Raw genomic sequence first — 23,852 nt, forward strand, 5'->3', positions numbered from 1 at the left:
TGGATAGTAGTGAAAATTTATTTATAAAGATTTTAAAGAATGAAGAATTCAAAAACCTTATTATGGAAGATGTGAGAACCTCTTATTATGCCTGTATTGTGCGTGGTAAGGGGTTCTTTTTTATTTTGGGTAGATTCACTGAATAATCGATATCATTTTATTCATATGTTTTTTACTTGTAGATAGTTTGATAAAATAACAGTAATTGTAATTAATTGTAGCTACGGGGGATAAAGATGCTAGGTAAAATAATGATTGAATTTATTAAAGTAAAGCACCGAATTACTCATATCATTGATAGTAAATGTAATTGGATTACGACGATAAAAAATAATGAAGTGCATGTAGAAAGAGAAATTGGAATAGAAGAAGAGTTGGATTTAGAATTTAGTGTGAATGAGGAAGAGATCCAACAATTTTGGCGAGATTTAATAAATGTTCAATTAGTTAATGTTAACGATTTTGTACGACAAGAGGAACGGAATGCTTTTCTTATATCGCTATTTGCAGAATTACCTTTTGTAAAGGTAACAAAAATTAATGGAGAAAGAGCTATTGCGTTTGAGGGCTTCCAAACAGATAAGCTGTCAAGTGAAAAATATGATAAAGTCATACTCTTTTTAGAAGAGATAATGAATGGTACATATAATCCAAGTACGTTACGTGAACAAACGGATGAGAATTTATATAGAGTAAAATCGAATGCACGCCAAGATTTGAGATTATTGGGATTTTTGAACGAATCTCATGAAATGAATCAGCTTTTATTAAGTGAATATGTTCAATCGGAAGATAAGAATGCTTATATAGCACAGCTAGTTTTAAGGCAGGAATATTTCCGTCATGCTTTATTTGTTCTTGGATTGTTAGAGAAATATTCAAAGGGTGAAAAGAAAGAAGCTCTAGTTGATTTTGGAATGACAATTGTCCGAAATTCAATAGGAGATAATTTGATGGTTGAATCTGTAGCGAAGCGGCGAACAAATAATCTACTAGATTGGCTTGAACAAGTAGGACTAATTAATGATGAATGGATTCCTGTTGAACAATATGCAAAAGACGATGAAGAAAAGGGCGGTAGTATGAACAGTAATTTACGTGAAAAGTTTTTAACGGTTCTGAATGAGTATTTACAGGCAAGAACAGAAAGATTTGCGGGTCATAAAATGGGATCGTTTGTTAGGAATGAAATGACAACGGAAATAACGAGATTACCATTTATTGATCATAGTCAGTATGTTGTTACAGGGTCAGTTGGACAAGGGAATTGGGCTGCTGTTCCATGGCTTGCGATTATGAATAAAGATATTACGACATCTACGCAGAGAGGTTATTATATCGTTTATTTGTTTAGTGAAGATATGGAGCAATTATATTTAACGCTGGCGCAAGGTGTGACAGAAACAACTAAAGAAGAGATGCAGAAAATTAAAGAAGAGATTCGCGAGCAAATACATATGTCCCAAAAGGTGAAGAAAGATGACGAAATCTTCCTAGGGACAAGCTCAAAAGCGAAAGGATATGCGAATTCAACAGCGGCTTATATTGCGTATGATGTTAATAAAATGCCAAGTGAAAAAGAGTTAGTAGAGGATCTAGAAGAAATGCTTCGCTATTATGAGGGATTCATAGTCTATAAAAAGGAAGGAACGAAGTATGAAATGATCTATGAGAGGAAAGAAGTGTATTTAGATCAGCAATCAATTATCGATCATGTGTCTTCTTATATTCAAAGTAAAGGTTTCTTTTATGAGAAAAAAGATCTTATTAATTTCTTTCTTTCATTAAAGACGAAGCCATTTGTAATTTTATCAGGTATTTCGGGCACAGGGAAAACGAAAATTGTTCAGTGGTTTGCGGAAAGTTTAGGGGCTACGGAAGAGAATGGACAATTTACGCTTATTCCGGTTCGACCTGATTGGAGTGATAGCTCTGATTTACTCGGTTATGTGAATCTTCAAGGAGAGTTTCAAGAAAGACCGTTAATTAAAGTTCTTGAAAATGCAGATGCAAATCCAAATAGGCCTTATTTTGTAGTATTGGACGAGATGAACTTAGCCCGAGTGGAATACTATTTTAGTGATTTCTTAAGTGTAATTGAGAGTCGTAAATGGAAAGGTGGAAAAATTGTTACGTCACCAGTACTTCCAGAATCAATTACGAATAAGCACATTACTATCCCATCAAATGTATATATTATCGGAACGGTAAACATGGACGAAACGACCCATCCGTTAAGTAAGAAAGTATTAGATCGTGCGAATACAATTGAGTTTAATACCGTTAACTTAGATTATTTTAATTTCTTAATGGATGTAGAAGAGAAGGAAGCTGAAATTGCTTCAAATCGCTCTTTAGAAACCGAATATCTTCATTTAAAAGAATGTTTTAAAGAAAACGAAGATCTTGTGAGAAATATATCGAGCGTTTTAATAGAAATAAATAAAACACTTGAATCAGTTGGAGCTCAAGTTGGATATCGTATACGAGATGAAATTTGTTTCTATATGGCATATAACGAGCAAGGAAAGTTATTATCGTTTGATGAAGCATTTGATTATCAAATATATCAAAAGATTTTACCACGTCTTGCAGGGAGCGATGGAAGAACAGAAGAGGTATTGAAGCAGTTGTATGTATTATGTGCAAATGAAGAATATGATAGTGGCAATAGTGACGCTTCATATGCTAAGTATCCTCGTTCCGCTAACAAGCTGTCTCATATGTTAAGGAGGTTCGAGTATGATGGTTTCACCTCTTTCTGGATCTAATAATGAGATAGAGCTAGTTAAGATTGAAACAGAAGAGCTATCATTGACGATTAAGGGAAATCCTTATCATGAAAAATACGAGAGTTTAAAAGAATATCATCCTATGAACGCGGATGAAATGATGTATTTTCATGTGGATGGGAAGGCAGAAGCCGTTTCTGTATTTGATGCGAGATTGCAGAGGCTAGATGAATGGAACGAACACCCGCCAATTTTTTTTGAAAATAGAAGTTATCAGCTTGTTGTTGTTCCAAAAAATAACAAGCAGCTCTCTTTTTATCATGAACATCCGGGGTTTCGAAAACAAGTTAGTTCCATTCAAATGGGATCACTACATGTGTTAATGGGAAATCTTTCATTTCCAAATGAAGTAGGAAATACAACGTTTGAAATTAAAAATGATCAAGATACTTTATTAACTATAACATTTGAAGTTTTCCCGGCAAAACTTGATTATAAGGATGATTACAGAGCCTTACTAGATGAAGTAAATGATGAAATTTATAATTTAGCGTTTCATTTACTAAAGAGAACTTACTTAGGAGCATCTGCAATTTATGCTACAAATCCATCGAAGAGTGAATTCTACCGTATTTTAAATGATTCCTTTGATCGATTTATGAAGTCGATCTCTCATATTAAAAGGCAACCGCATCATACGCTTATGACTAGGCATCAACTTGTACGAGGCGAAAAAATTCGTAAATTGGATTCTGTCGGAATGAACTATTTGCGAAAGCGACCACACTTATTGCAAGGAGAAAACAGTATACCGACTAAGGGAATTACAGCTTATAAGGAAGTGTCTTATGATACGTTAGAAAATCGATTTGTTAAATGGATGATTCAAAGAGTTGTACATAAAATAGATGATTTACTTAAGGCATTAGAGCCGAAGTCTAGATATACACGTGGTGTAACTGATGAAGATTTGCTAGAGCGTGTAAAAAATATGAAGTATCGAATGAAAAATGAATTGAACGATCCATTTTGGAGAGGAATCGGAAAATTAGATCGCTCAGTCTTTTCACTCGTTATCCAGATGGCTGCAGGCTATAGAGATGCGTATCAAATCTTCTTAATGCTATCGCGAGGTTTAACATTACGAGGACAAATTTTCAAAATGTCGGTAAAAGATGTCGCAAGGTTATACGAGTATTGGACGTATTTAAAGCTTGGACAAATTTTATCGAAAAAATATATACCGCTCCATCAAGATGTTATCCAAGTTAAACAAGACGGTTTATATGTAACGCTCGATGAAAGTAAAACTGCAAAAAGAGCGTTTAAGCATCCAGTCACTGGTGAAGTAATAGAACTGTATTTCCAGAAAAGAAACGGTAGACTGCCAACAGTTACACAAAAACCAGATACGATGCTCGCTATTGAGAAAAAGGGAAAGAACTATCAATATCAATACATTTTTGATGCAAAATACCGAATTGATTTTGCTGAAAGGTCTCATTATAAAAAGAAGTATGGTACTCCTGGTCCAATGGAAGAAGACATTAATACAATGCACCGCTACAGAGATGCATTAGTTGTGGAACAAGATGGACCTTTTGAGCGGACAGCTTACGGAGCGTACGTATTATTCCCATGGAACCAAGAGGAAGCGTACGAGAACCATCCATTTTATAAAAGTATCGAAAAAGTAAATATCGGTGGCTTTCCATTCTTACCAAACGCAACAAGACTAGTCGAACAATTTCTAGATCATCTCATTGAAAAAAGCCCAGAAGAAATTATAAAAGAAGGTATTCTCCCAAGAGGGACAAAAGAAGAATGGTATTTATCACTAGAAGAAAAAGTATTAGTGGGCAGCGTGAAAACTGAAAGTGACTATGAAACATATAGAAAAGAAGGCTTATATCAGATATCAGTCACACAGTTAAAACCAGGATGGCAAGAAGCGAAGTACATAGCATTATATGCACCGAAAAAATGGTACGGAGAAAAAGGTGGAATTCAATACGTAGCTAAAATCAAGCACATTCAAATGCAACAAAACGATGAGTATGTACATTTCGAACTAGAGCCATGGAAAAAACTAGACCACCTCATCCGCCCAGTAGGATATGGCATTCAAACATACACCATAACAACTATGTCGTTATTAAAAGAAGTACAAGAACTTCCAGAACTATTCATGAAATCAAAAGAAGAACGAATTCTTTGGAAAACACTGCGTCGTTTTACGAAGCAAGTTAAGGTTGAGTTGGATCATAACAACTTAGATGAGGCTTCTTCTATTAAGAGTTATTATGTGCAGGATGTTCAGATTTGGGTTGATTATGAGAATGAGGTTGTTATGGTGGGGAGAGATGGGCGATTGAAGGAAGTTCCTTTGGAGTTGGTTGTTGGTAGGGGTTCGGTGTTGTTTAAGGCGGTTTTGTGGGAGCTAGATAAGTAGTAAATAGATTTCAATTTATTTTATAAGATCGTGAATAAGGCTTAGAACTTTAAAAATAAAAGGGATGGTTATTGAAATGAGAAATGAATTTTTATTAAAAGACGTTGATGAGGTCTATAGTTTTGGAGTCGAGGGAGACATGTATGATTTGGGTAAGGTTAATTTTACTGTTGCGAAAAAATTAATAGGTCTTATGGAACGTTTAAATCGATTAGAAAAAGAAAATAAAATAATAATTATCATGCGTGGATTTTCTTTTAGAGATCGCAGTAATAGGTTTTCTTTAGCTGACCATGAATATTTTAAGGAAAGTGAATTAAATAAATTTTTTATTGTTGGACAAAAAGGTGCTGATTATCTGCGAGAGCAAGAACAGGAAAAACGGCAATTGTATACGCATAATATGCAAAACAGAGATCAATTGGCAGAAGAAATAAACAATTTGTATGAAGAAGCTACTCAAATTTTAAGAGAAAAACAAGGGGAGCAAGTTAATGGTCAAATAGACCCTAAATTCAACGTAACAACTTCAGATGTTCCCTTATCTCAACTACAATACAATAAATTGTTTTTAACTGCATTTTTACATAATGTAGGTAGAAGGTGGTCGGGGAAGCCTTCTAGTCCGTTGCTTTCTGCGACTTATGGTAACGAAAAAAAAGAAACTGCAAAGAGATTTGCTACTAATGCGAGAGGACAGGGACCTCGAAATAACGGATTTATTCTTTTGGGTTATATTCCTATTGATAATAGGGGATTTGAGAAGTTAACAAATGATTTAAATCGAGAGCTGGAAGATTTAGGTGTGTTGTGGTACGAGGATGCGCATACTGAAGTTATGTTATTGGATGGTATTATGCCACATCGTATAATTGGTTTATTTGAAATAGATATGCATTTAAATGAAACCTTTATTTTAAATCCTTGGTTAAGAGAGATGTTTTTGGAGAATAGAAAATTTTATTATAAACGTGGTATTGAAATTGATCAAAAGAGATTTGATGAATATGCACGAGATTTGGGGTATGCAGCATATGTGAGGGAAATTGATGGAGAAAGGCATAATAGGACGTTTGGGGAGGAAAATTATCACACTATCGTAGCGTTTGAATAGGGTTAATAGATAGGAGAGGTGCCCGTGATAAATTTGAATTAGTAAGAAATACTTATGAAAAATAAAATAATCAAGGAGTGGAGTCTGAAAATGAAAATAGTAAATGTAATAGTGTTTTCAAAAAATATTGTTGGTAACGCACGAGTTTTTTAATTATCGTGACCATATATTTAATTGTAAATTTTTTGATATAATATATACAATACGTATATAAGTGATAGAGGAGATTATAAAATGGCTAAAAAGAAACAAATAAAGGAAATCAGTATTGAAGAAAGCCTTTGGAATGCTGCTAATAAATTGCGTGGTTCAGTTGAGGCATCAGAGTACAAACACGTTGTATTAGGACTAATATTTTTAAAGTTCGCTAGTGACAAGTTTGAAGAACGTAGAGAAACATTGGTTTTTGAACATAAAGAAAAATATTTAGATATGGTAGAATTTTACACCATGAAAAATGTGTTTTACTTACCTGAAGTTTCTCGATGGAGCTTTTTGGTAGAGAATGCAAAACAAGAAGATATTGCTCTAAAAATTGATACTGCACTTTCAACCTTAGAAAAAAATAATCCATCTCTTAAAGGGGCTTTGCCCGATAATTATTATTCTCGATTGGGTCTTGATGTAAGTAAACTTGCAGCTTTAATTGACACAATTAATAATATCGAGACTCTAAAAGATAAACAACAAGATATTGTGGGACGTGTGTATGAATATTTTCTTAGCAAATTTGCATTAGCAGAAGGAAAAGGTAAGGGGGAATTCTATACTCCTAAAAGCATTGTAAATCTTATTACAGAGATGATTGAACCGTACAAAGGTAAAATTTATGACCCTGCTTGTGGATCTGGTGGTATGTTCGTTCAGTCTGTAAAGTTTATTGAAGCACATTACGGAAATACAAAAGATATTTCTATTTATGGACAAGAATACACTGCTACTACTTATAAACTGGCGAAGATGAACCTTGCTATAAGAGGGATTTCTGCTAACCTTGGCGATATGCCTGAGAATACCTTTTTTAAAGACCAACACAAGGATTTGAAAGCAGATTTCATAATGGCAAACCCTCCATTTAACCAAAAGCAATGGAGAGCAGATAATGAATTGACAGACGACCCTCGTTGGGCAGGCTATGATGTACCGCCTAAAGGAAATGCCAATTATGCTTGGATTTTAAATATCGTTTCTAAGTTATCTGAGAATGGTGTGGCTGGATTTTTATTGGCGAATGGTGCATTGAGCAGTGGTGGTGATGAATATAAAATACGAAGAAAGTTAATTGAAAACGATTTAGTAGAAGCTATTTTAGTATTACCACCAAATATGTTTTATACAACTGATATAAGCGTTACGCTTTGGATACTAAATAAAAATAAAAAAGCCCGTACGATAGAACAAAACGGAAAATTGATAAAATATCGCGACCGTGTAAACGAAATTCTGTTTATGGATTTAAGAAAAATAGGTATTCCATTTGAGAAAAAGTATATTCAGTTTTCAGAGGATGATATTGCAAAGATCTATGGAACTTATCATAATTGGCAACAAGACGATTTTGCAGAAAACTATCAAAATATCGCAGAATTTTGTTATAGTGCAACGTTTGAAGAAGTTGCACAAAAAGATTTCTCGTTAGTACCAAGTAAATATGTTAAATTTCTTAACCGTGATGAGAATATTAATTTTGATGGGAAGATGGTAGCATTACAAACTGAATTTATCGACATTCTGAAAGCAGAGGAGAAATCTAGAAAAGATTTACTAGCTATTTTTAAGGAGTTAGGTTATGAAATCAAATTATAAGCGAATTGGGGATTACATCCAAGAAGTCAATGTTCGAAACACTAACCTTAATGTAAGTAATTTGTTGGGGATAAATATTGATAAATTTTTTATGCCTTCAGTAGCGAATACAGTAGGCACAGATATGACTAAATATAAAATTGTCAAGAATGGACAATTTGCTTGTAATAGAATGCACGTAGGTAGGGATAAACGACTACCCGTCGCTCTATCAAAGCAAGTAGACGATATAATTGTTTCACCTGCATATAATGTATTTGAAGTTACAGATAAAGAAGCTCTTGATCCAGAATATTTAATGATGTGGTTTTTACGTGAAGAATTTGATAGAAATGCTTGGTTCTATACGGATGCAGATGTACGAGGAGGCCTAGATTGGAAAGGTTTTTGTAATATGCAACTCCCGATTCCTACAATTTCTAAGCAAAGGGCGATTGTAAAAGAATACAATGTTCTAATAGATAGAATAAACTTGAATAACCACACTATTCAGAAACTAGAAGAAACTGCCCAGGCTATTTACAAGCAATGGTTTGTTGATTTTGAATTTCCTGACGAAAATGGAAACCCCTATAAAAGTAATGGTGGACAGATGGAGTTTAATGATGAATTGGATAAAGAAATTCCAAAAGGATGGGAAGTATCTACATTAAAAGAATTTGGTAAGGTTGTTACAGGTAAAACACCATCAAGTGAGAGTCCTGAACACTTTGGGGATGAAATGCCATTTGTAACACCAGGTGATTTTAAAAAGTATAACAAATTTGTAATTGGAGCAGAACGGAATTTATCTAAGGATGGTTTTAACAGCCTAAAAAATAAAATTCTTAAAAAAGGATCTGTCATAGTAACCTGTATAGGTTCAGATATGGGGAAAGTAGTTTTATCCAGTGGAGAATGTATTACTAACCAGCAAATGAATTCAATAGTAGTAAATCAAGAGTTTTATTCAGACTATTTATACTACTATTTGAAATCAATAGTAACCGAGCTGAAAAGTATTGCAATGGGAGGCTCTACAATGCCGATAATTAGTAAATCTGAATTTGAGAGAATTAATATTATAAAACCAAAAGATGGAGTTCTTGAAAAGTTTGATAATTTATTGAAGCCGATAAATGAATATAATTTTACTAACTCAAAAATTTCAAATGCGCTTTTAGACTTGAAGGGATTATTATTGTCTAAACTTGCAACAATGGAGGATAACCAATGAAATTTACAGAAGCGTCCTTAGAACAAGCTGTTATAGAGTTATTTAAATCTGAAGATTACCAACCCAAAAATGGTATGCACATTCATAAAGAAATGAGTGATGTGCTCCTTCGTGATGATATAAAAGTGTTTTTACGCAATAGATATTCTAATGATGAAATTACAGAGAATGAAATTGAAAGTATCATCCGTCAAATGGAAGTACTACCTTCCTCTACCTTGTATGATAGCAACAAGGCCATTATCAAAATGATTTCTGACGGTTTTACTTTCAAGCGAGAAGACCGTAGCAAGAAAGATTTATTTATTCAATTGATCGATTTTAAAACTTTAAAGAATAATCTATTCAAAGTAGTCAACCAACTAGAAATACAGGGATATGAAAAACGTATTCCTGACGGTATCGTGTATGTGAACGGCTTGCCTTTGGTTGTACTAGAGTTTAAAAGTGCAATTAAAGAAAACACCACAATTAAAGATGCCTTTACACAGCTTACTGTTCGCTATCGCAGAGATATTCCCGAACTTTTTAAATATAATGCTTTTTGTGTCATTAGTGATGGCGTAAATAACAAAGTGGGTTCGCTATTTGCTCCTTATGATTTCTTTTATGCTTGGCGTAAAATAGAAGGTAACGAACCTTTGGAAAGGGACGGCATTGATTCGCTCTTCACAATGATAAAAGGTTTGTTTAATCAAAAACGTCTGCTGGATGTAGTTCGCAACTTTATATACTTTCCTGACACAAGTACTCAGGAAGGAAAGATTGTTCCTCGTTATCCACAATACTATGCTGCCAACAAATTGTTTGAAAGCATTAAACGGAATATGAAACCACATGGAACTGGTAAAGGTGGTACTTACTTTGGGGCGACAGGTTGCGGTAAGAGTTTTACAATGCTTTATCTCACAAGGCTTTTGATGCGAAGTGTACATTTACAAAGTCCAACAATTGTCTTGATAACCGACAGAACGGATTTAGATGACCAGCTTTCGGCCCAATTTACAAACGCTAAAGGTTTTATTGGTGATGACCAAGTAATAAGTGTAGAGAGCCGTGCAGAATTAAAAAACTATTTACAAAGTAGAAAAAGTGGGGGAGTATTCTTAACTACCATTCATAAGTTTAATGAAGATATCGACCTACTTACCGACAGAACAAATGTGATTTGTATTTCAGACGAAGCACACCGTTCTCAAATCAATCTCGACCAAAAAATAAAACTTACCAAAGATGGTGTAGAAAAGAAATATGGATTTGCCAAGTATTTACACGATTCTTTACCCAATGCTACATATGTAGGCTTCACAGGAACTCCAATTGACGCAACAATGGATGTTTTTGGGGAAGTTGAAGATTCCTATACAATGAAAGAATCAGTTTATGACGAAATTACAGTTAGGATTGTGTATGAAGGTAGGGCCGCGAAAGTAAATTTGAATGAAGCTAAACTGAAAGAGATTGAAGATTATTATAAAAAATGCGAAGCAGACGGCGCAAATGAACATCAGATAGAAGAAAGTAAAAGAGCTGTAACTCAAATGGACGTTATTCTTGGTGACCCTAAACGTTTGAAATTGGTGGCAAGTGACTTTGTCGAACATTATGAAAAACGAATCGAGGAAGGTGCAACCGTAAAAGGTAAAACAATGTTTGTGGCTTCCAGCCGTCCGATTGCTTACGAATTATACAAGCAGATACTTGCCTTGCGTCCACATTGGGCAGAGATTAGAGAATGTGATGAAGGAGTAGAACTTTCTGAAAAAGAAAGACAGGAAATTAAACCCATTGAAAAGATTAAAATGGTGATGACTCGAAATCGAGATGACATCAAAGATTTGTATGATTTGTTGGGTACAAAAGATTATCGTAAAGAGTTAGACAGGCAGTATAAAAACGAAAAATCAAATTTCAAGATTGCCATAGTTGTTGATATGTGGCTAACTGGTTTTGATGTGCCTTTCTTAGATACGATTTACATTGATAAACCTATACAACAACATTCCTTAATTCAAACCATATCACGAGTAAACCGTGTGTATGAAGGTAAAGAAATGGGATTAGTGGTAGATTATATTGGCATTAAGAGCAATATGAATGTGGCGTTGAAAAAATATGGTGTAGTAGGTGGAGAGAATTTTGACGGTACTGAAAAGGCTGTTGTAATTGTAAAAGATCAGTTAGATTTGCTGGCGAGGATCTTCCACAAGTTTGATAGTACTGCCTATTTTAAGGGAACATCTTTACAACAATTACAATGCTTAAACCAAGCTGCAGAATTTGCACAGCAAACTGATGAATTAGAAAAGCGGTTTATGACGATTGTAAAGAAACTTCGTTCTGCTTATAATTTGTGTTGTTCTAGTGAAGATATAAGCCAAATTGAAAGGGACTATATCCACTTTTATTTTGCTATTAAATCTATCATTCATAAACTAACTGTAGGAGAAGCACCTGATACTGCTCAGATGAATGAAAAAGTAAGACAGATGATACAGGAAGCCTTGATAAGTGAAGGTGTCGAAGAAATATTTAAGCTCGATAAAAATGATCCGAAAAATAATGCCGATTTATTCAGTGATGAATATATGGAAAAAATTGATAAAATCAAATTACCGAATACCAAGATTAAGCTCTTGCAAAAGCTATTGGCAAAGGCAATCGGTGAGTTTAAGAAGACAAATAGAATACAAGGGATAGACTTTTCAAAGAGATTAAAGAAATTAATTGAAATTTATAATGAAAGAAAAGACTTTCAAGCAATGCAAAGCGATGTGTTGGACGATGTTGCAGATCAGTTTGCAGATTTGTTTGCAGAGCTTGTAAAGGAGCGAAACTCATTCGAAGGTTTAGGAATTGATTTTGAAGAAAAAGCGTTTTACGATATCCTGAAAGCAATTTCTGAGAAATATGAATTTGAATATGCACACGATAGACTTATAAATCTCTCACAAGAGATAAAAAAAATCGTTGATCATAAATCTAAGTATACAGATTGGTCGAATCGCGATGACATTAAGGCAGAGCTAAAAGTAGATTTAATTTTAGCGTTGGCTGAAAACGGATACCCTCCTGTTCCTCGAGACGAAATATTTAAAGAAATCTTTGAACAAGCAGAGAATTTTAAAAAGTATATAGTTAATTAACTTAAAAGTATGCACTGTATTGATAATCTGCTAGTATACTCTTTATTATAAAAAGATATTCTTTTGTATTTTTTTGAAATTTGTAGATTTATTAAATGAAGAAGAAAAAATATCGATTCCAGGAATTTTGATAGATAAATATCTTGATTAAAATAGTCAGATTTCACATATTAGTATTGATATAGTGCACATAGGATAATGAAGTAAATAATGAGTGATGAAATGAAAAATTGAATGTAGTTTGTTTGGGAATAATATATTAATAGATATATGAATAAATGTAAAAATATGAAATAATAGAAGAAGCGTATAATATTAACTTTCTAAATTTAGAGGTATTAGGCAGAATTTTGAATGGTTTGAAACTTGAAAAATGTAGATGACAAGAGCTAACTCATAATTTATGAGTTAGCTTATTCGTTTAGTTGATAAGAAATGAAAGATGGAATTGAATCTGTTTATCTGGTTATAATGTTGTATGGTGATAAAGAATGTTTGAAGTTTTTTATTTTCATTAATTTATGTCTTTAATTCTTAAAACTTATTTGTAGGATTAAATATTGTTTTGCTAATTTTATATGGAGGTAATGATGAGCGAACAACAATTATATATCAAGCTAGCCGATACTATTAAAAAGATGGACAATATAGAGAGGAATGCTGACAGCTCTTTAAAAGGATACTTTTTTCAAATACACTTTACTTTAAATAAGGTGTTGTGTTTAGAGGGGAATAATATCAAAGTTTATGTTGAAAAGGTTGAAGACGTACTAGAGGATGCTTTACAAGAAGAAGGGAAGATCCGAATAATTCAGGTGAAACATCATGAAACAAAAACTTATAATTCAACATATACAGAACCGATGTTATATCTGTATAAAAGTTTTTTAATTTCTAAAATTGATAACGTATCAGATTACTTTGATTTTAACTTGGTAAAATATGATTTATCTAATGAGAGAGAAGCGGAAGAAGTTTTTCAAAGCGCGCTTAAATCTGGAAGTAAGAAGAACTTAAAAATTAAAGATGAAATCCAAAAATTAGAACAGGAAATTTCGATCGAAAAGATTCAATTATATGATGAATTTTTAAATTTATGTAGGATTACAACATCACTAGATATAGAAAATACCGTAAGTTCTAGTAAACAGTACATAAAAGAAATGTTTGCTGGTGAGGATGAGAAACTGAAACTTATTGATGATTTTTATGGTTGGGCGTGGGTGCATATAGTAGACAACCTTGATAAAAAAGACTTTTATATAACGAAGAATTTATTACGAGAATTATTTTTAGGGAAAGTTGTGAATATAAAGGAATATTTAGAAAATCAAAATTGGAAAGATATGAAAAACTCATTTGATAATATTAATATTAATTTAAGTGATATAGGACAGAATGTTGAAGAAATTAGAGGAGATATAAAAAATGTAAGAAAAGGAATAGCTACCTTAGTAAAAGAAAAAGAGAATGACGAAAATGGATTAATTTTAATATTTATTAATCAGATAATAAAAGAAATCAAAGATGAAATAGAGGATGAAGAGTATGATGACGAGTTAGAGGAAGAAGGAATAGAGTTGCTCTCTGATATATTAGTTGCTTCTTTGAATGAAATCAGAGATTTTATATTAAAGCAGATTGAAAATGATTTAGGGAAGTACTATTTTCTTTTAAGTATTGTCACTACTTCGATTGACGAAATAGATTTTCAAACTAATAAAATACAGCACTTTTATCAATGTTCAAATGATATAAAAACTTTTATTAGAAGGTTAACAAAAATATATTTTTATAAAAAATATATTGAAAAAAGCATCAAGAGGATTGGTGAAATGTTTAATTTTGTAGGAAAAGGAATATGGATGATCAGTGCAAAGGATAATTATAATATCAACTTACTAGGGGGAGAAGATTCTTCAAAGAGAAACTCATGTATTAATAGTTTAATGAAAAAGTATAGATATAATTATGATAATAATTTTCCGGACCTAATATTACTTAAAGGAAATAAACGTGGAAGTGTATCTGATTTAGATATTACTAAAGGAAGTAATCAACATATAAATTATGCCAAAAAAAGAATAGACAAGAGGGAAAGAGAAATTTTTCTTAAATGTATTAATTGTTTGGATGAAGGTGATTACAGTACTGTTAAGGATTGCACTAATATATTTAAGTTTGGATGTGAAATTAATATATGAATTTTTTTGAGGTACTTAGTTTAGAGTTTTATAATAACTCTTTTGAAAATGATTTAAGTTTATTAGAACAAAGTGAAACATTTAATTTTATTTTTACAAACAATTATGAGGTGTATTTTGTAAAATATATTGAAGAGCTTAATAGCCATGATGTGGTATGGAAAATTGAAAATGAAATATATGATTTTCAAAAGGATATACTGAGTAAAAATTCAGAGCTAGCATACAATTTAAATTTTGTTATAGTTTCAGATAAAATAAATTCTCGAACTAGAAGGATTTTAGAACAGGATAAATATACTTCAAAGAAAATAATAATTAGTACAAGTAATTTAGAAAAAGATATTGAATTATTACCTTTTAAGAAAAAGACATTTATTCAATCGAATATAGATGAAAACTTGGGAGATTTAATTAGAGTTAATTTACATAAAATGAGAGTTGGGGAAGAGATTATAGAATTTTTAGAGAAAAGTAGCATAGAAGAAACAGATATTGATGCCATATTAGAACTAGTGGGAGTGGAAAATAAAAAATGATAAATAAGGGGATAAGGCTATTAAGAGTTGAAATTAGCGGTTTCCGAGGTTATGACAGGAAAGTTGTATATAATTTTCCAAGAATAGATAGTGTATTTTTACTTTCAGGCTCAAATGGTTACGGAAAGACGAGCTTTTTTGATGCAATTGAATGGTGCTTTACAGGTGAGGTTCAAAGACTTGTAGATAATCTAGAAATTAAAAGAGATAAGAAAAATCCAACGGAACAAACAATTATTAATAATATACAAAATCGAAAAAAAAATATTTTTGCTAGTGTTAGTATTAAATTTATTCTAGAAGAAAAAGTATATGAAATAAAAAGAGTAAGTGAAAAATATGCAAAAGATTATTCTAAAGAAAATACAAAAATCTATTTAGTTTCAAATAATTCAGAGGTATTAAAAGATGAAGAATGGATAAACTCTATATTTTATGAAGGAAACTTAAAAACATATAAATTTACTGAGAAATTTGCGAATTATCATTTATGTTCACATGAAAAAAATTTAAAAATACTGCAAAAAAATAGAGAAGGCATTCATAGTATGCTTTCTATATTATTTGGGGAAAATAAATTGGATTTATATAGAAAAAACATTAAAGAAATTGTAGAAAAAGTAAAAGAAAAAACTAAGTTTAAAAATGAACAGTATGATGAAGTTCAAAATTTATTTTCAGAAATCTTAGAGGGACAGCATGAATCGGTTGGTATATTAGAGTATGTAAAAAAGTATAACGAAAACCTTCTAATTGGAGAATCGGTTATAGATCCCAAAATGCTTCTTGAGGATAATTTAGTAAAAAGGTACGAGAGACTGCAGAGTGTGAATTATTTGTTAGAGAATCAGCAAGAGTATGTAAATTACAAGGAATATTTAAGTTATTATAAGGTTAAAAGTGAGTATGACTTTTTTGTTAGTAATATAGAATCCGTGTACATAGATCTTAAAAATTTGCTAATAGAAAAAAATGTTTCATTCGATGAGTTGGAACAAAAAGAAAAGGATTTGCAAATTTTACAAAAAAAAATGATTAATTTGGGTAAAACTTTACAAGAAGATGGCAGTATTCAAGATAATGATATAGATTCTTTTCAGCATCTTTTAACAGAATATAAATATGAATTCCAAATCGTTCAATTAAAAGATTTGTTAGAGCTAGTTCTAAAGGATAATGAAAGAAAAGAAATTAAGAATAAGATAACTTTTATGAGTAATGAGAAAAAACATTTTGAAAGAGAAAATTTGAATTTCATTAATATGATATCTTATGCAGCTAAGCATTTACAAGATAGTCATGATTTTGATAAGTGCCCGCTGTGTATGCAAGTAATTACTTCTAAAAAACTTAAAGATATTATTACGGAGCAAAAAAATAGATTTTCAACATGGGATAGAGAAATAGCTCGATTAGAAAATGACTATAGAATGTTGTTAGAAAAAAGTATAGAGAATAAGAAAGATTTACAGAAAGAAATAGAGTGCGTATTAACATTTATAAAAATAGAAATAAAGAATGTCCTTATTAAGATTCAAGCTAAGCCCAAAATAGCTCAATTAGAGAAGGATTGTAAAAGTTTGAATTTGGTTTTGAGCGATTTAAATGATCATTCTATTAGAATGTATAGGGAATTGATTTTTAAAAATGTTGAGGATAGCTTGAATAAAGTTGACACGAGTAAAATTTTATTACCCTTGAAAGATATATCGGACTATATTTCCCTATACGAAAAGGAATTAAATACATATGGGAAGTTTGTTAACAACGTTAAAAGTAGTAAAGTTCAAGATAATTTATCATATTTAAAACAGATTATAAATAATAATAAGTACTTAGTAGCGAAAAATAAGCTGGAGATTTTAAAGAAGGAACTAGAGATATTAGAGAAGAAACAAAAAAATATTATTAAAATAAAAACCATGGTGAATAAAGTAGCTAACGAATTAGAACAAATGTATAAAGAGGAGCTAGAAGATCCTATTAACTATGTTTATAAAAAAATAAATAGACATAGTAATTTTTCTCGAATAAATCTTTCGTTACCGAAAAATGGAGGGAATAAAAAACTTGATACGACTGTGGGAGAGCAAGGAGAATACGTTAATCTTTCAAATATTTTAAGTTCAGGCCAGATAACAACGGTTGCCTTAAGTTTCTTTTTAGGGATTGCTTTTAGAAAGAAATTTTCAAAGTTTAATATTTATTTTTTTGATGATCCTATTCAACATTTAGATGATTTAAATGTTTTATCCTTTGTAGATTTGCTAAGAGTACACCTAAAAGAGCATGATTTTGCTAACCAAATTTTTATTTCAACTTGTAATGAAGATGTTGATAACTTAATAGTATCAAAAATGGGACATTTTGATATTGGAGTTACGAAGTTTTTATTTAGAAATTATAATGAGTTTGAGGTAGTTAACTGTTAAAGAATAATTATATATGTGTAAGGATATTGGTGGAAAATTTAATTACATTAGAATAGTAGGGAAAATAAGCACTGTTGTTTAATTCGTATAATAAAATATGAATCGAACGACGGTGTTTTCTGTGTGAACTAATTAGAATTAAAGAAGGAATTTAGTCAATGTTAAAGAGAGATTTAATAATAGAAGAAAAACCAAACGGAGGAAAAATCCCATGCCAACCTACAACAAACTAATCCGAAACAAAATCCCGCAAATAATAAAAACCAACGGAAAAACACCTACAACAAGAATCCTACCCGAAGACGAATACATAAAAGAACTCTGCAAGAAAACACAAGAAGAACTAAAAGAATACATCGAAGCAAAAACAAAACCCGATAAACTCGAAGAACTATCCGACCTACTAGAACTAATAAACGCCCTAGCCGAACACGAAGACACAACCCTAGAAGAAATCAACAACATCCGTAAAAAGAAAGCAGAAGAAAGAGGCGGCTTCTCAGATCGAGTGTTTCTAATCGAAGTAACCGATAACTAACCCCTCCTAAGCCCCTTGCAAGCCCCTACCAAGTAATAAATCACTAAGAAAAAACACAACAAAACAAAAACAACTACAAACACCGTAGTAGTAGTCAAAAAATTTTTTGAAATAACACGCCAAAAACCCGGCCCTCCCGCCTATATATATTACAAAGGGGCTTTTACATTTTGAACGGAGATGGGAGGAATTAGGATGGCGGTATATCGTAATGTGCAGGTGAATTTTTGGCAGGATGATTTTGTTTTGGATTTGACGCCGGAGGAGCGGTATTTTTATGTTTACTTATTAACTTGTTCGAAGACGACGCAGTGTGGGATTTTTCCTTTTCCGAAGCGGTTAGCTGAGATGGAGACTGGTTATAATCGGGAGACTGTTGATAAGCTTGTGCAGCGCTTTGTTGATTATGGGAAGATTCTTTATGATGCGGATACACGGGAGTTATTCGTTTTGAATTGGCTTCGTTATAATCCTGTGACGAATACGAATGTGGAGAAGTGTGTGCTTCGTGAGCTTAAGGGTGTGAAGAATAAGGAGTTTGTACATATGTTTCTTCAGAAGTGCACTGAGGAGGAGCTGAATGTTCCGATGCTTTTAGCACATTTCGGTATGCCTGATGATTTGACTGTGGATGATGTTGAGCCGATTTGTGAGGAGACAAAGGAAGAAGAGGTTGTGGAGGAAGAAACGGGAAGTCGTGTGTTTTCTTTTTATGAGCAACATTTCGGTAGTTTGTCTCCTTTTGCGGTGGAGGAACTGAGTGCGTGGATGGAAGATTTGTCAGAGGAGCTTGTGTTGAAGGCGCTTCAAATTGCGTTTGAGAATAATAAGCGGACGGTTGCTTATGTGAAGGGCATTTTGAGAGGCTGGCACGGGAAAGGGTTTACGAAAGTGTGTGAGGTTGAGGCAGATACGGCTAAGTTTCGGAAGAAGGAGTCGTCTGTTAGTACGGGGGAGACGGAGGAGTTTTTGGCGAGGTGTGAGGAGTGGGAGAAGAATGCGCCATCTGAGGAAGAGTTGCAGCGCTTTTTAGCGGAGCGCGGGTGGCGGCCATGAGTATTCAAAATGTGGAGGCGGAAAAGACGGTGTTAGGTTCTCTACTACTTGATGGAGAGCTTATTAAGGAGTGCCGTTTGACGGAGCAGTATTTTTCGATGCCGGTGCATAAGTCTATATTTCAGTTAATGAGAAAGATGGAAGGAGAGGGGCAACCGATTGACCTTGTGACGTTCACTTCTAGAGTGGATCCGAATTTTTTGAAGGGGATCGGGGGAATGGAGTATTTTATAGGGTTAATGGATGGTGTGCCTACTACTAGCAACTTCTCATATTATGAGGGGCTTGTTCGAGGTGCCTGGAAAATGTATCAGGCTGGTGTTCTTGGGCACAAGATGGGAGAGCGTCTTATTGCGGAGAAGAGTGAGAAAATTATTGGTGAGACGATTACGGCACTTTGTGAGTTAGAGGAGAAGGACTGTGTATGTGAGTTTGATTTGAAGGATGCGCTAGTTGATTTATATGAAGAGCTTCATCAAGATGCGAAAGAGATTACAGGGATTGAGACTGGTTATACGTCGCTAAATAAAATGACGTGCGGATTGCAGGAAGGTGATTTTGTCGTTCTTGGTGCGCGTCCTTCTATGGGGAAGACTGCGTTTGCGCTTAACGTTGGACTGCATGCGGCGAAGTCTGGAGCGGCGGTTGGATTGTTTTCGTTAGAGATGAGTAGTAAGCAATTGTTAAAAAGGATGGCTTCTTGTGTAGGTGAAGTGTCAGGAGGCAGGCTGAAAAATCCGAAGCATCGTTTTGCGATGGAAGATTGGGAGAAGGTAAGTAAGGCGTTTGCGGAGATTGGTGAGTTGCCACTTGAGATTTATGACAATGCAGGTGTTACGGTGCAAGATATTTGGATGCAAACTCGTAAGTTAAAGAGGAAGCATGGAGATAACAAGATTTTAATTATTGTAGATTACTTGCAGCTTATTACGGGCGATCCGAAGCATAAGGGCAATCGATTTCAGGAAATTAGTGAGATTTCGCGTAAGCTTAAGTTATTAGCACGTGAATTAAATGTTTGTGTAGTAGCGTTATCACAGTTATCTCGTTCTGTAGAGTCACGGCAAGATAAGCGTCCGCTTTTATCTGATTTAAGAGAGACCGGACAAATTGAGCAAGATGCGGATGTCATTATGCTTATGTATCGTGAAGATTATTATGATAAGGAAACGATGCAGAAAGAGATGACGGAGATTCATGTGGCGAAGCACCGGAATGGGCCTGTGGGGAGTTTTAAGCTGAGGTTTTTGAAGGAGTTTGGGCGGTTTGTGGAGATTGGATGATAAAATAGAAGAAGGCATATAAAAAGGTAAAGGAGTGGTTACGGATGACAAAAGTAGGTCGTTTATATGAACAAGAGAAGCAAGAAGAAATTGATAAAGCACTTTCGGCAGCTGGAATGCTTTTTAAAGGAATGAGTGTAGAAGAAATAGCTAAAAAATTAGATGTAACAATTGAAAAGGTAAAAGAGTGGGAGAAGCGTTTATCTCATTAATCGCCGGGGTAATGGCAGCGTCTGTATAAATTTATACAAAAATAGCCGAATATTTACTATATAATAGTCGGCTATTTTTGTACGGAGAAGTTGTTAGGTTTAATACGCAAAATTTTTTATTTGCTCTTGAATATGTTTCTTATTTCCCCATAAAGAAAGTCTTTCTCTCTGCCGTAATCCATTGCTGCAAGTCATCTTGGCTACGTCGGACAAGTCGATTTACTAACACATCATGCCATACATAATCCTCTAATAAGTATATATGAACGGGGTCATCTGTATAAAAAGCAATATTACGCTCTTCAAGTGATGGTCCATAAATCATCTCTTTAGAATCTATCGATACAATAAACCAATGTTCTGTAGACAAGGTTTCTGTATAAGGTGTTATGCGATGGGCTTCTAGATTTTTAATGGGATTTTCAACATGTAGGGTAATACCTTGTATTGTAACTTTATCAGCTACTTCAGATAGATCTTCTTTTAACGCTTCATACATCTCATCCCACATTGAAATGACAATACGTCGTTCTGCTTTTTTTATTAATGCCTGACAATAGCTAATGATTGTTTGATTGTCTTTTAAAGTAATCACTCGATTATCTGTTTTTTCTTCGGAAGTTTCTAGTTTTTTTAATGAATCACTTATTCCTTCATATGTAGACTGCCATTCTGATTGCGCCTTCTGTAAAAAGATTTCAACAGGTAGAGGTGAATAGCGAGTGGTGTCATTTATTTCTTCCTTCATGACAATTCCTTTTTCTACAAGGTTACCTAAAATCTCATAAATTCGCGCTCTTGGGACACCCGAATCCTTACTCACTTGATAGGCTGTGACAGGCCCCTGTTTAACAAGAGATACATAAGATTTAGCTTCATATTCATTGAAACCAATTTTTTTAAGCTGTTGCACTATGTAGTCCACTTTTTTCGTCCTCCGATGTTTGCTTTTATATTTCAACGTTACAATAACTATTTACATTTAGCAAATTATTAGTTACTATTCGAATAGTGACTAAAGGGGAGGCTACTAATATGGATTTTTATTTAGACCCATCTGTATTAATGATGTTGATTGTTTTTGGATTTGTAGCTGCATTTATTGATTCAGTTGTAGGTGGTGGTGGACTCATTGCTTTACCAGCTTTATTATTTACAGGACTGAATCCAGCAAGTGCAGTAGCTACGAATAAACTAGCATCGACAATGGGAAGTGCAACTAGTAATATTGTGTTTTATCGTTCTGGTAATCTTAATTTGAAATCGGCGTTTAAATTAGTTCCGCTTACTTTCATAGGTTCCATAATAGGGGCATGGACCGTTCATTTGATGAATCCAGAAGTACTGAAGCCATTGATGTTAATTATGCTTGGTGCGGTCGCTATTTATACGATATTCAAAAAGGATTGGGGTAGTATTTCCACTCATAAGAAATTGTCTGGTCGACACGTCATTATTTTTACCTTTTTTATTTTTGCTATTGGTTTTTATGATGGATTTCTAGGTCCTGGAACAGGTTCATTTTTAATGTTTTCTCTTTTATTTATTGGGTATGATTTTTTAAAAGCAGCAGGTAATGCGAAGCTTCTTAATTTAGGAAGTAATGTTGGTGCATTGTTGATGTTTATGTATGTAGGGCAAGTCAACTATGCATATGGTTTTATCATGGGGATTGCTCAAATTGCTGGAGGGATTGTTGGCTCCAAATTTGCTATAAAAAAAGGAAGCGGGTATGTTCGTGCTCTTTTCATTACAGTAACTTGTTTATTGTTAGCGAAAAATCTGTATGACTATATTCAGTAAGTAATTAAAGAACGTAGAAAAGGTCAAAGATCCCTACATAGAATATAAGAAGATACCAGGAAAAAATTCCTTTTAACATTTTTTAGATGCTACCTTATTTGAAGATAGCATCTAAAAAGAAAATCTAAGTGAAGAGAATGAAAAAAATATAAACTCATATTTTTCTATGTGAAATTTCATTTGTTTTGTTTACATAATATCTTTACAATTATTTGATAAAATAAAGTCAACTGCATATTGTGGGGGTGGGTGGTTATCCCTTCTTTCCATTTGGAAGGAAAGGGGGTGATAATATGGAGTTTTTGTTTGACCTTTTAAAAGAATTTGTAAAAGCGACTGTGCGCGAAGTTTCAGCGTATTTTTTGCGGAAGCAACTTCTGGGTAAAGACAACAAAAAACCCACTCCGCGCCGTAGGAAGCAAAAGGGTGGGTTTCGTAAAAAATAATAACGTATAATAACCACCACCCTATACGGTAGCAGTTAAGGAAGAGATGTTAGCGCATCTCTTCCTTTTATTATATGCCAATTTATTCGCTGTTACACTTATATAGTATTCTACGGAAAATATATCATATTCCTATTTTGTGGTCAATTTGATCCCGCTTTAACGGGCAGTAAGACCCCCCACCTCAAAATTCAGTGGAAGCAAAGAAGTTAGGTGGGGGTCGGGCTGTCCGTAAAAGTCCGATTGGTGAGGGCTGATTAAAGTTTCACTTTATTGCATAATTGAAAAGGTGTAGTCTTATTCCTCTTCAAACTGAAAAATATCCCGATTAATAAGTTGGTGGAGATACCTATCCATTTCAGCAGCAGAAACGCTTTTTTTATTTTTAAACCACCATGTGCTTAATGAGGTGATTGCCCCTGAATAAAACTCAATGATTAAATCATTTGGTATCGTATGGTTTTTGCAAAGTTGATTTAATGCTTCTATTTCTTGTTTTCTCGTTTCGTGACTTAAATAATGTGTACGGGTAATAAATTGTTCATCAGACATTTGCGTTTCTAATATTTTACCGAGTTCTTCATGATGTAGGAATTGTTCCATTACTTGAAATGGTTTACTTAATCGATCTGAAACCGGTATTTCAGCAATCATCTTGCCGTATCGTTTAAATCCAAATGTTAATAAAGCATCTTTATCTTCAAAGTGTTTATAAAAGGTTGTTCGGTGTACCATTGCACGGTCACATATTTGGTTAATCGTGATCGTACTATATTTCTGTTTTGATTGCGTCATTAATTCAAATAAGGAATCCCACAGTAATTTATGTGTACGTCTAATACGTAAATCAAGTTGTTTTTCATTATCATTCAT

The 23,852-nt window shown here is 33.3% G+C and carries 17 protein-coding genes; 15 read left to right on the forward strand and 2 right to left on the reverse strand.

Annotated elements, in window-relative coordinates:
- Nucleotides 1-236 precede the first annotated feature (236 nt).
- The 13 genes from C3Y97_RS04895 (at nucleotide 237) to C3Y97_RS27720 (ending at nucleotide 20,730) form a co-directional block, all read left to right on the forward strand.
- Nucleotides 237-2,771 (forward strand): MrcB family domain-containing protein, encoded by a 2,535-nt coding sequence (locus tag C3Y97_RS04895; protein WP_136363113.1) that lies wholly within the window; start codon nucleotides 237-239, stop codon nucleotides 2,769-2,771.
- Complete coding sequence (locus C3Y97_RS04900; RefSeq protein ID WP_136363730.1) at nucleotides 2,746-5,184, forward strand: DUF2357 domain-containing protein; 2,439 nt, start codon at nucleotides 2,746-2,748, stop codon at nucleotides 5,182-5,184. The genes C3Y97_RS04895 and C3Y97_RS04900 overlap by 26 nt, the downstream gene beginning before the upstream one ends.
- A gap of 76 nt (nucleotides 5,185-5,260) precedes the next feature.
- Nucleotides 5,261-6,298: a hypothetical protein gene (locus C3Y97_RS04905; protein ID WP_136363115.1), complete on the forward strand. Its 1,038-nt coding sequence runs from the start codon at nucleotides 5,261-5,263 to the stop codon at nucleotides 6,296-6,298.
- Between the two features lie 234 nt (nucleotides 6,299-6,532).
- Nucleotides 6,533-8,104: a type I restriction-modification system subunit M gene (locus C3Y97_RS04910; RefSeq protein ID WP_136363117.1), complete on the forward strand. Its 1,572-nt coding sequence runs from the start codon at nucleotides 6,533-6,535 to the stop codon at nucleotides 8,102-8,104.
- On the forward strand, nucleotides 8,088-9,320 hold the full coding sequence (locus C3Y97_RS27715; RefSeq protein ID WP_168732376.1) for a restriction endonuclease subunit S: 1,233 nt from the start codon (nucleotides 8,088-8,090) through the stop codon (nucleotides 9,318-9,320). Before C3Y97_RS04910 ends, C3Y97_RS27715 begins: the two co-directional genes overlap by 17 nt.
- Entirely contained in the window at nucleotides 9,317-12,466 is a 3,150-nt protein-coding gene (locus C3Y97_RS04920) for a type I restriction endonuclease subunit R (protein WP_136363119.1), read from the forward strand. The genes C3Y97_RS27715 and C3Y97_RS04920 overlap by 4 nt, the downstream gene beginning before the upstream one ends.
- A gap of 590 nt (nucleotides 12,467-13,056) precedes the next feature.
- Complete coding sequence (locus C3Y97_RS04925; RefSeq protein ID WP_136363120.1) at nucleotides 13,057-14,670, forward strand: V-type ATP synthase subunit I domain-containing protein; 1,614 nt, start codon at nucleotides 13,057-13,059, stop codon at nucleotides 14,668-14,670.
- On the forward strand, nucleotides 14,667-15,209 hold the full coding sequence (locus tag C3Y97_RS04930) for a hypothetical protein (RefSeq protein ID WP_136363122.1): 543 nt from the start codon (nucleotides 14,667-14,669) through the stop codon (nucleotides 15,207-15,209). Before C3Y97_RS04925 ends, C3Y97_RS04930 begins: the two co-directional genes overlap by 4 nt.
- Complete coding sequence (locus tag C3Y97_RS04935; protein WP_136363124.1) at nucleotides 15,206-17,641, forward strand: AAA family ATPase; 2,436 nt, start codon at nucleotides 15,206-15,208, stop codon at nucleotides 17,639-17,641. Before C3Y97_RS04930 ends, C3Y97_RS04935 begins: the two co-directional genes overlap by 4 nt.
- 211 nt (nucleotides 17,642-17,852) lie before the next feature.
- Nucleotides 17,853-18,179 (forward strand): nucleoside triphosphate pyrophosphohydrolase, encoded by a 327-nt coding sequence (locus tag C3Y97_RS04940; RefSeq protein ID WP_136363126.1) that lies wholly within the window; start codon nucleotides 17,853-17,855, stop codon nucleotides 18,177-18,179.
- 195 nt (nucleotides 18,180-18,374) lie between these two features.
- Nucleotides 18,375-19,235: a DnaD domain-containing protein gene (locus C3Y97_RS04945; RefSeq protein ID WP_136363128.1), complete on the forward strand. Its 861-nt coding sequence runs from the start codon at nucleotides 18,375-18,377 to the stop codon at nucleotides 19,233-19,235.
- Entirely contained in the window at nucleotides 19,232-20,518 is a 1,287-nt protein-coding gene (gene dnaB / locus C3Y97_RS04950) for a replicative DNA helicase (protein WP_136363130.1), read from the forward strand. Before C3Y97_RS04945 ends, dnaB begins: the two co-directional genes overlap by 4 nt.
- A gap of 44 nt (nucleotides 20,519-20,562) precedes the next feature.
- Nucleotides 20,563-20,730 (forward strand): hypothetical protein, encoded by a 168-nt coding sequence (locus tag C3Y97_RS27720; protein WP_000169783.1) that lies wholly within the window; start codon nucleotides 20,563-20,565, stop codon nucleotides 20,728-20,730.
- A 139-nt stretch (nucleotides 20,731-20,869) separates the two neighbouring features.
- On the opposite strand, the gene C3Y97_RS04955 is transcribed toward C3Y97_RS27720, so the two are convergent.
- Nucleotides 20,870-21,655: a TrmB family transcriptional regulator gene (locus tag C3Y97_RS04955; RefSeq protein WP_000384591.1), complete on the reverse strand. Its 786-nt coding sequence runs from the start codon at nucleotides 21,653-21,655 to the stop codon at nucleotides 20,870-20,872.
- Between the two features lie 110 nt (nucleotides 21,656-21,765).
- On the opposite strand from C3Y97_RS04955, the gene C3Y97_RS04960 reads away from it, so the two are divergent.
- Both C3Y97_RS04960 and C3Y97_RS27725 read left to right on the forward strand, forming a co-directional pair.
- On the forward strand, nucleotides 21,766-22,533 hold the full coding sequence (locus C3Y97_RS04960; protein WP_136363132.1) for a TSUP family transporter: 768 nt from the start codon (nucleotides 21,766-21,768) through the stop codon (nucleotides 22,531-22,533).
- A 293-nt stretch (nucleotides 22,534-22,826) separates the two neighbouring features.
- A complete protein-coding gene (locus tag C3Y97_RS27725; RefSeq protein WP_168732377.1) occupies nucleotides 22,827-22,979 on the forward strand; it encodes a hypothetical protein in 153 nt (50 codons plus the stop codon).
- Nucleotides 22,980-23,276: 297 nt separating this feature from the next.
- On the opposite strand, the gene C3Y97_RS04965 is transcribed toward C3Y97_RS27725, so the two are convergent.
- Nucleotides 23,277-23,852: a TetR/AcrR family transcriptional regulator gene (locus tag C3Y97_RS04965; protein ID WP_000999318.1), complete on the reverse strand. Its 576-nt coding sequence runs from the start codon at nucleotides 23,850-23,852 to the stop codon at nucleotides 23,277-23,279.

The sequence above is a fragment of the Bacillus sp. DU-106 genome (assembly GCF_004799705.1).
GTDB lineage: Bacteria > Bacillota > Bacilli > Bacillales > Bacillaceae_G > Bacillus_A > Bacillus_A cereus.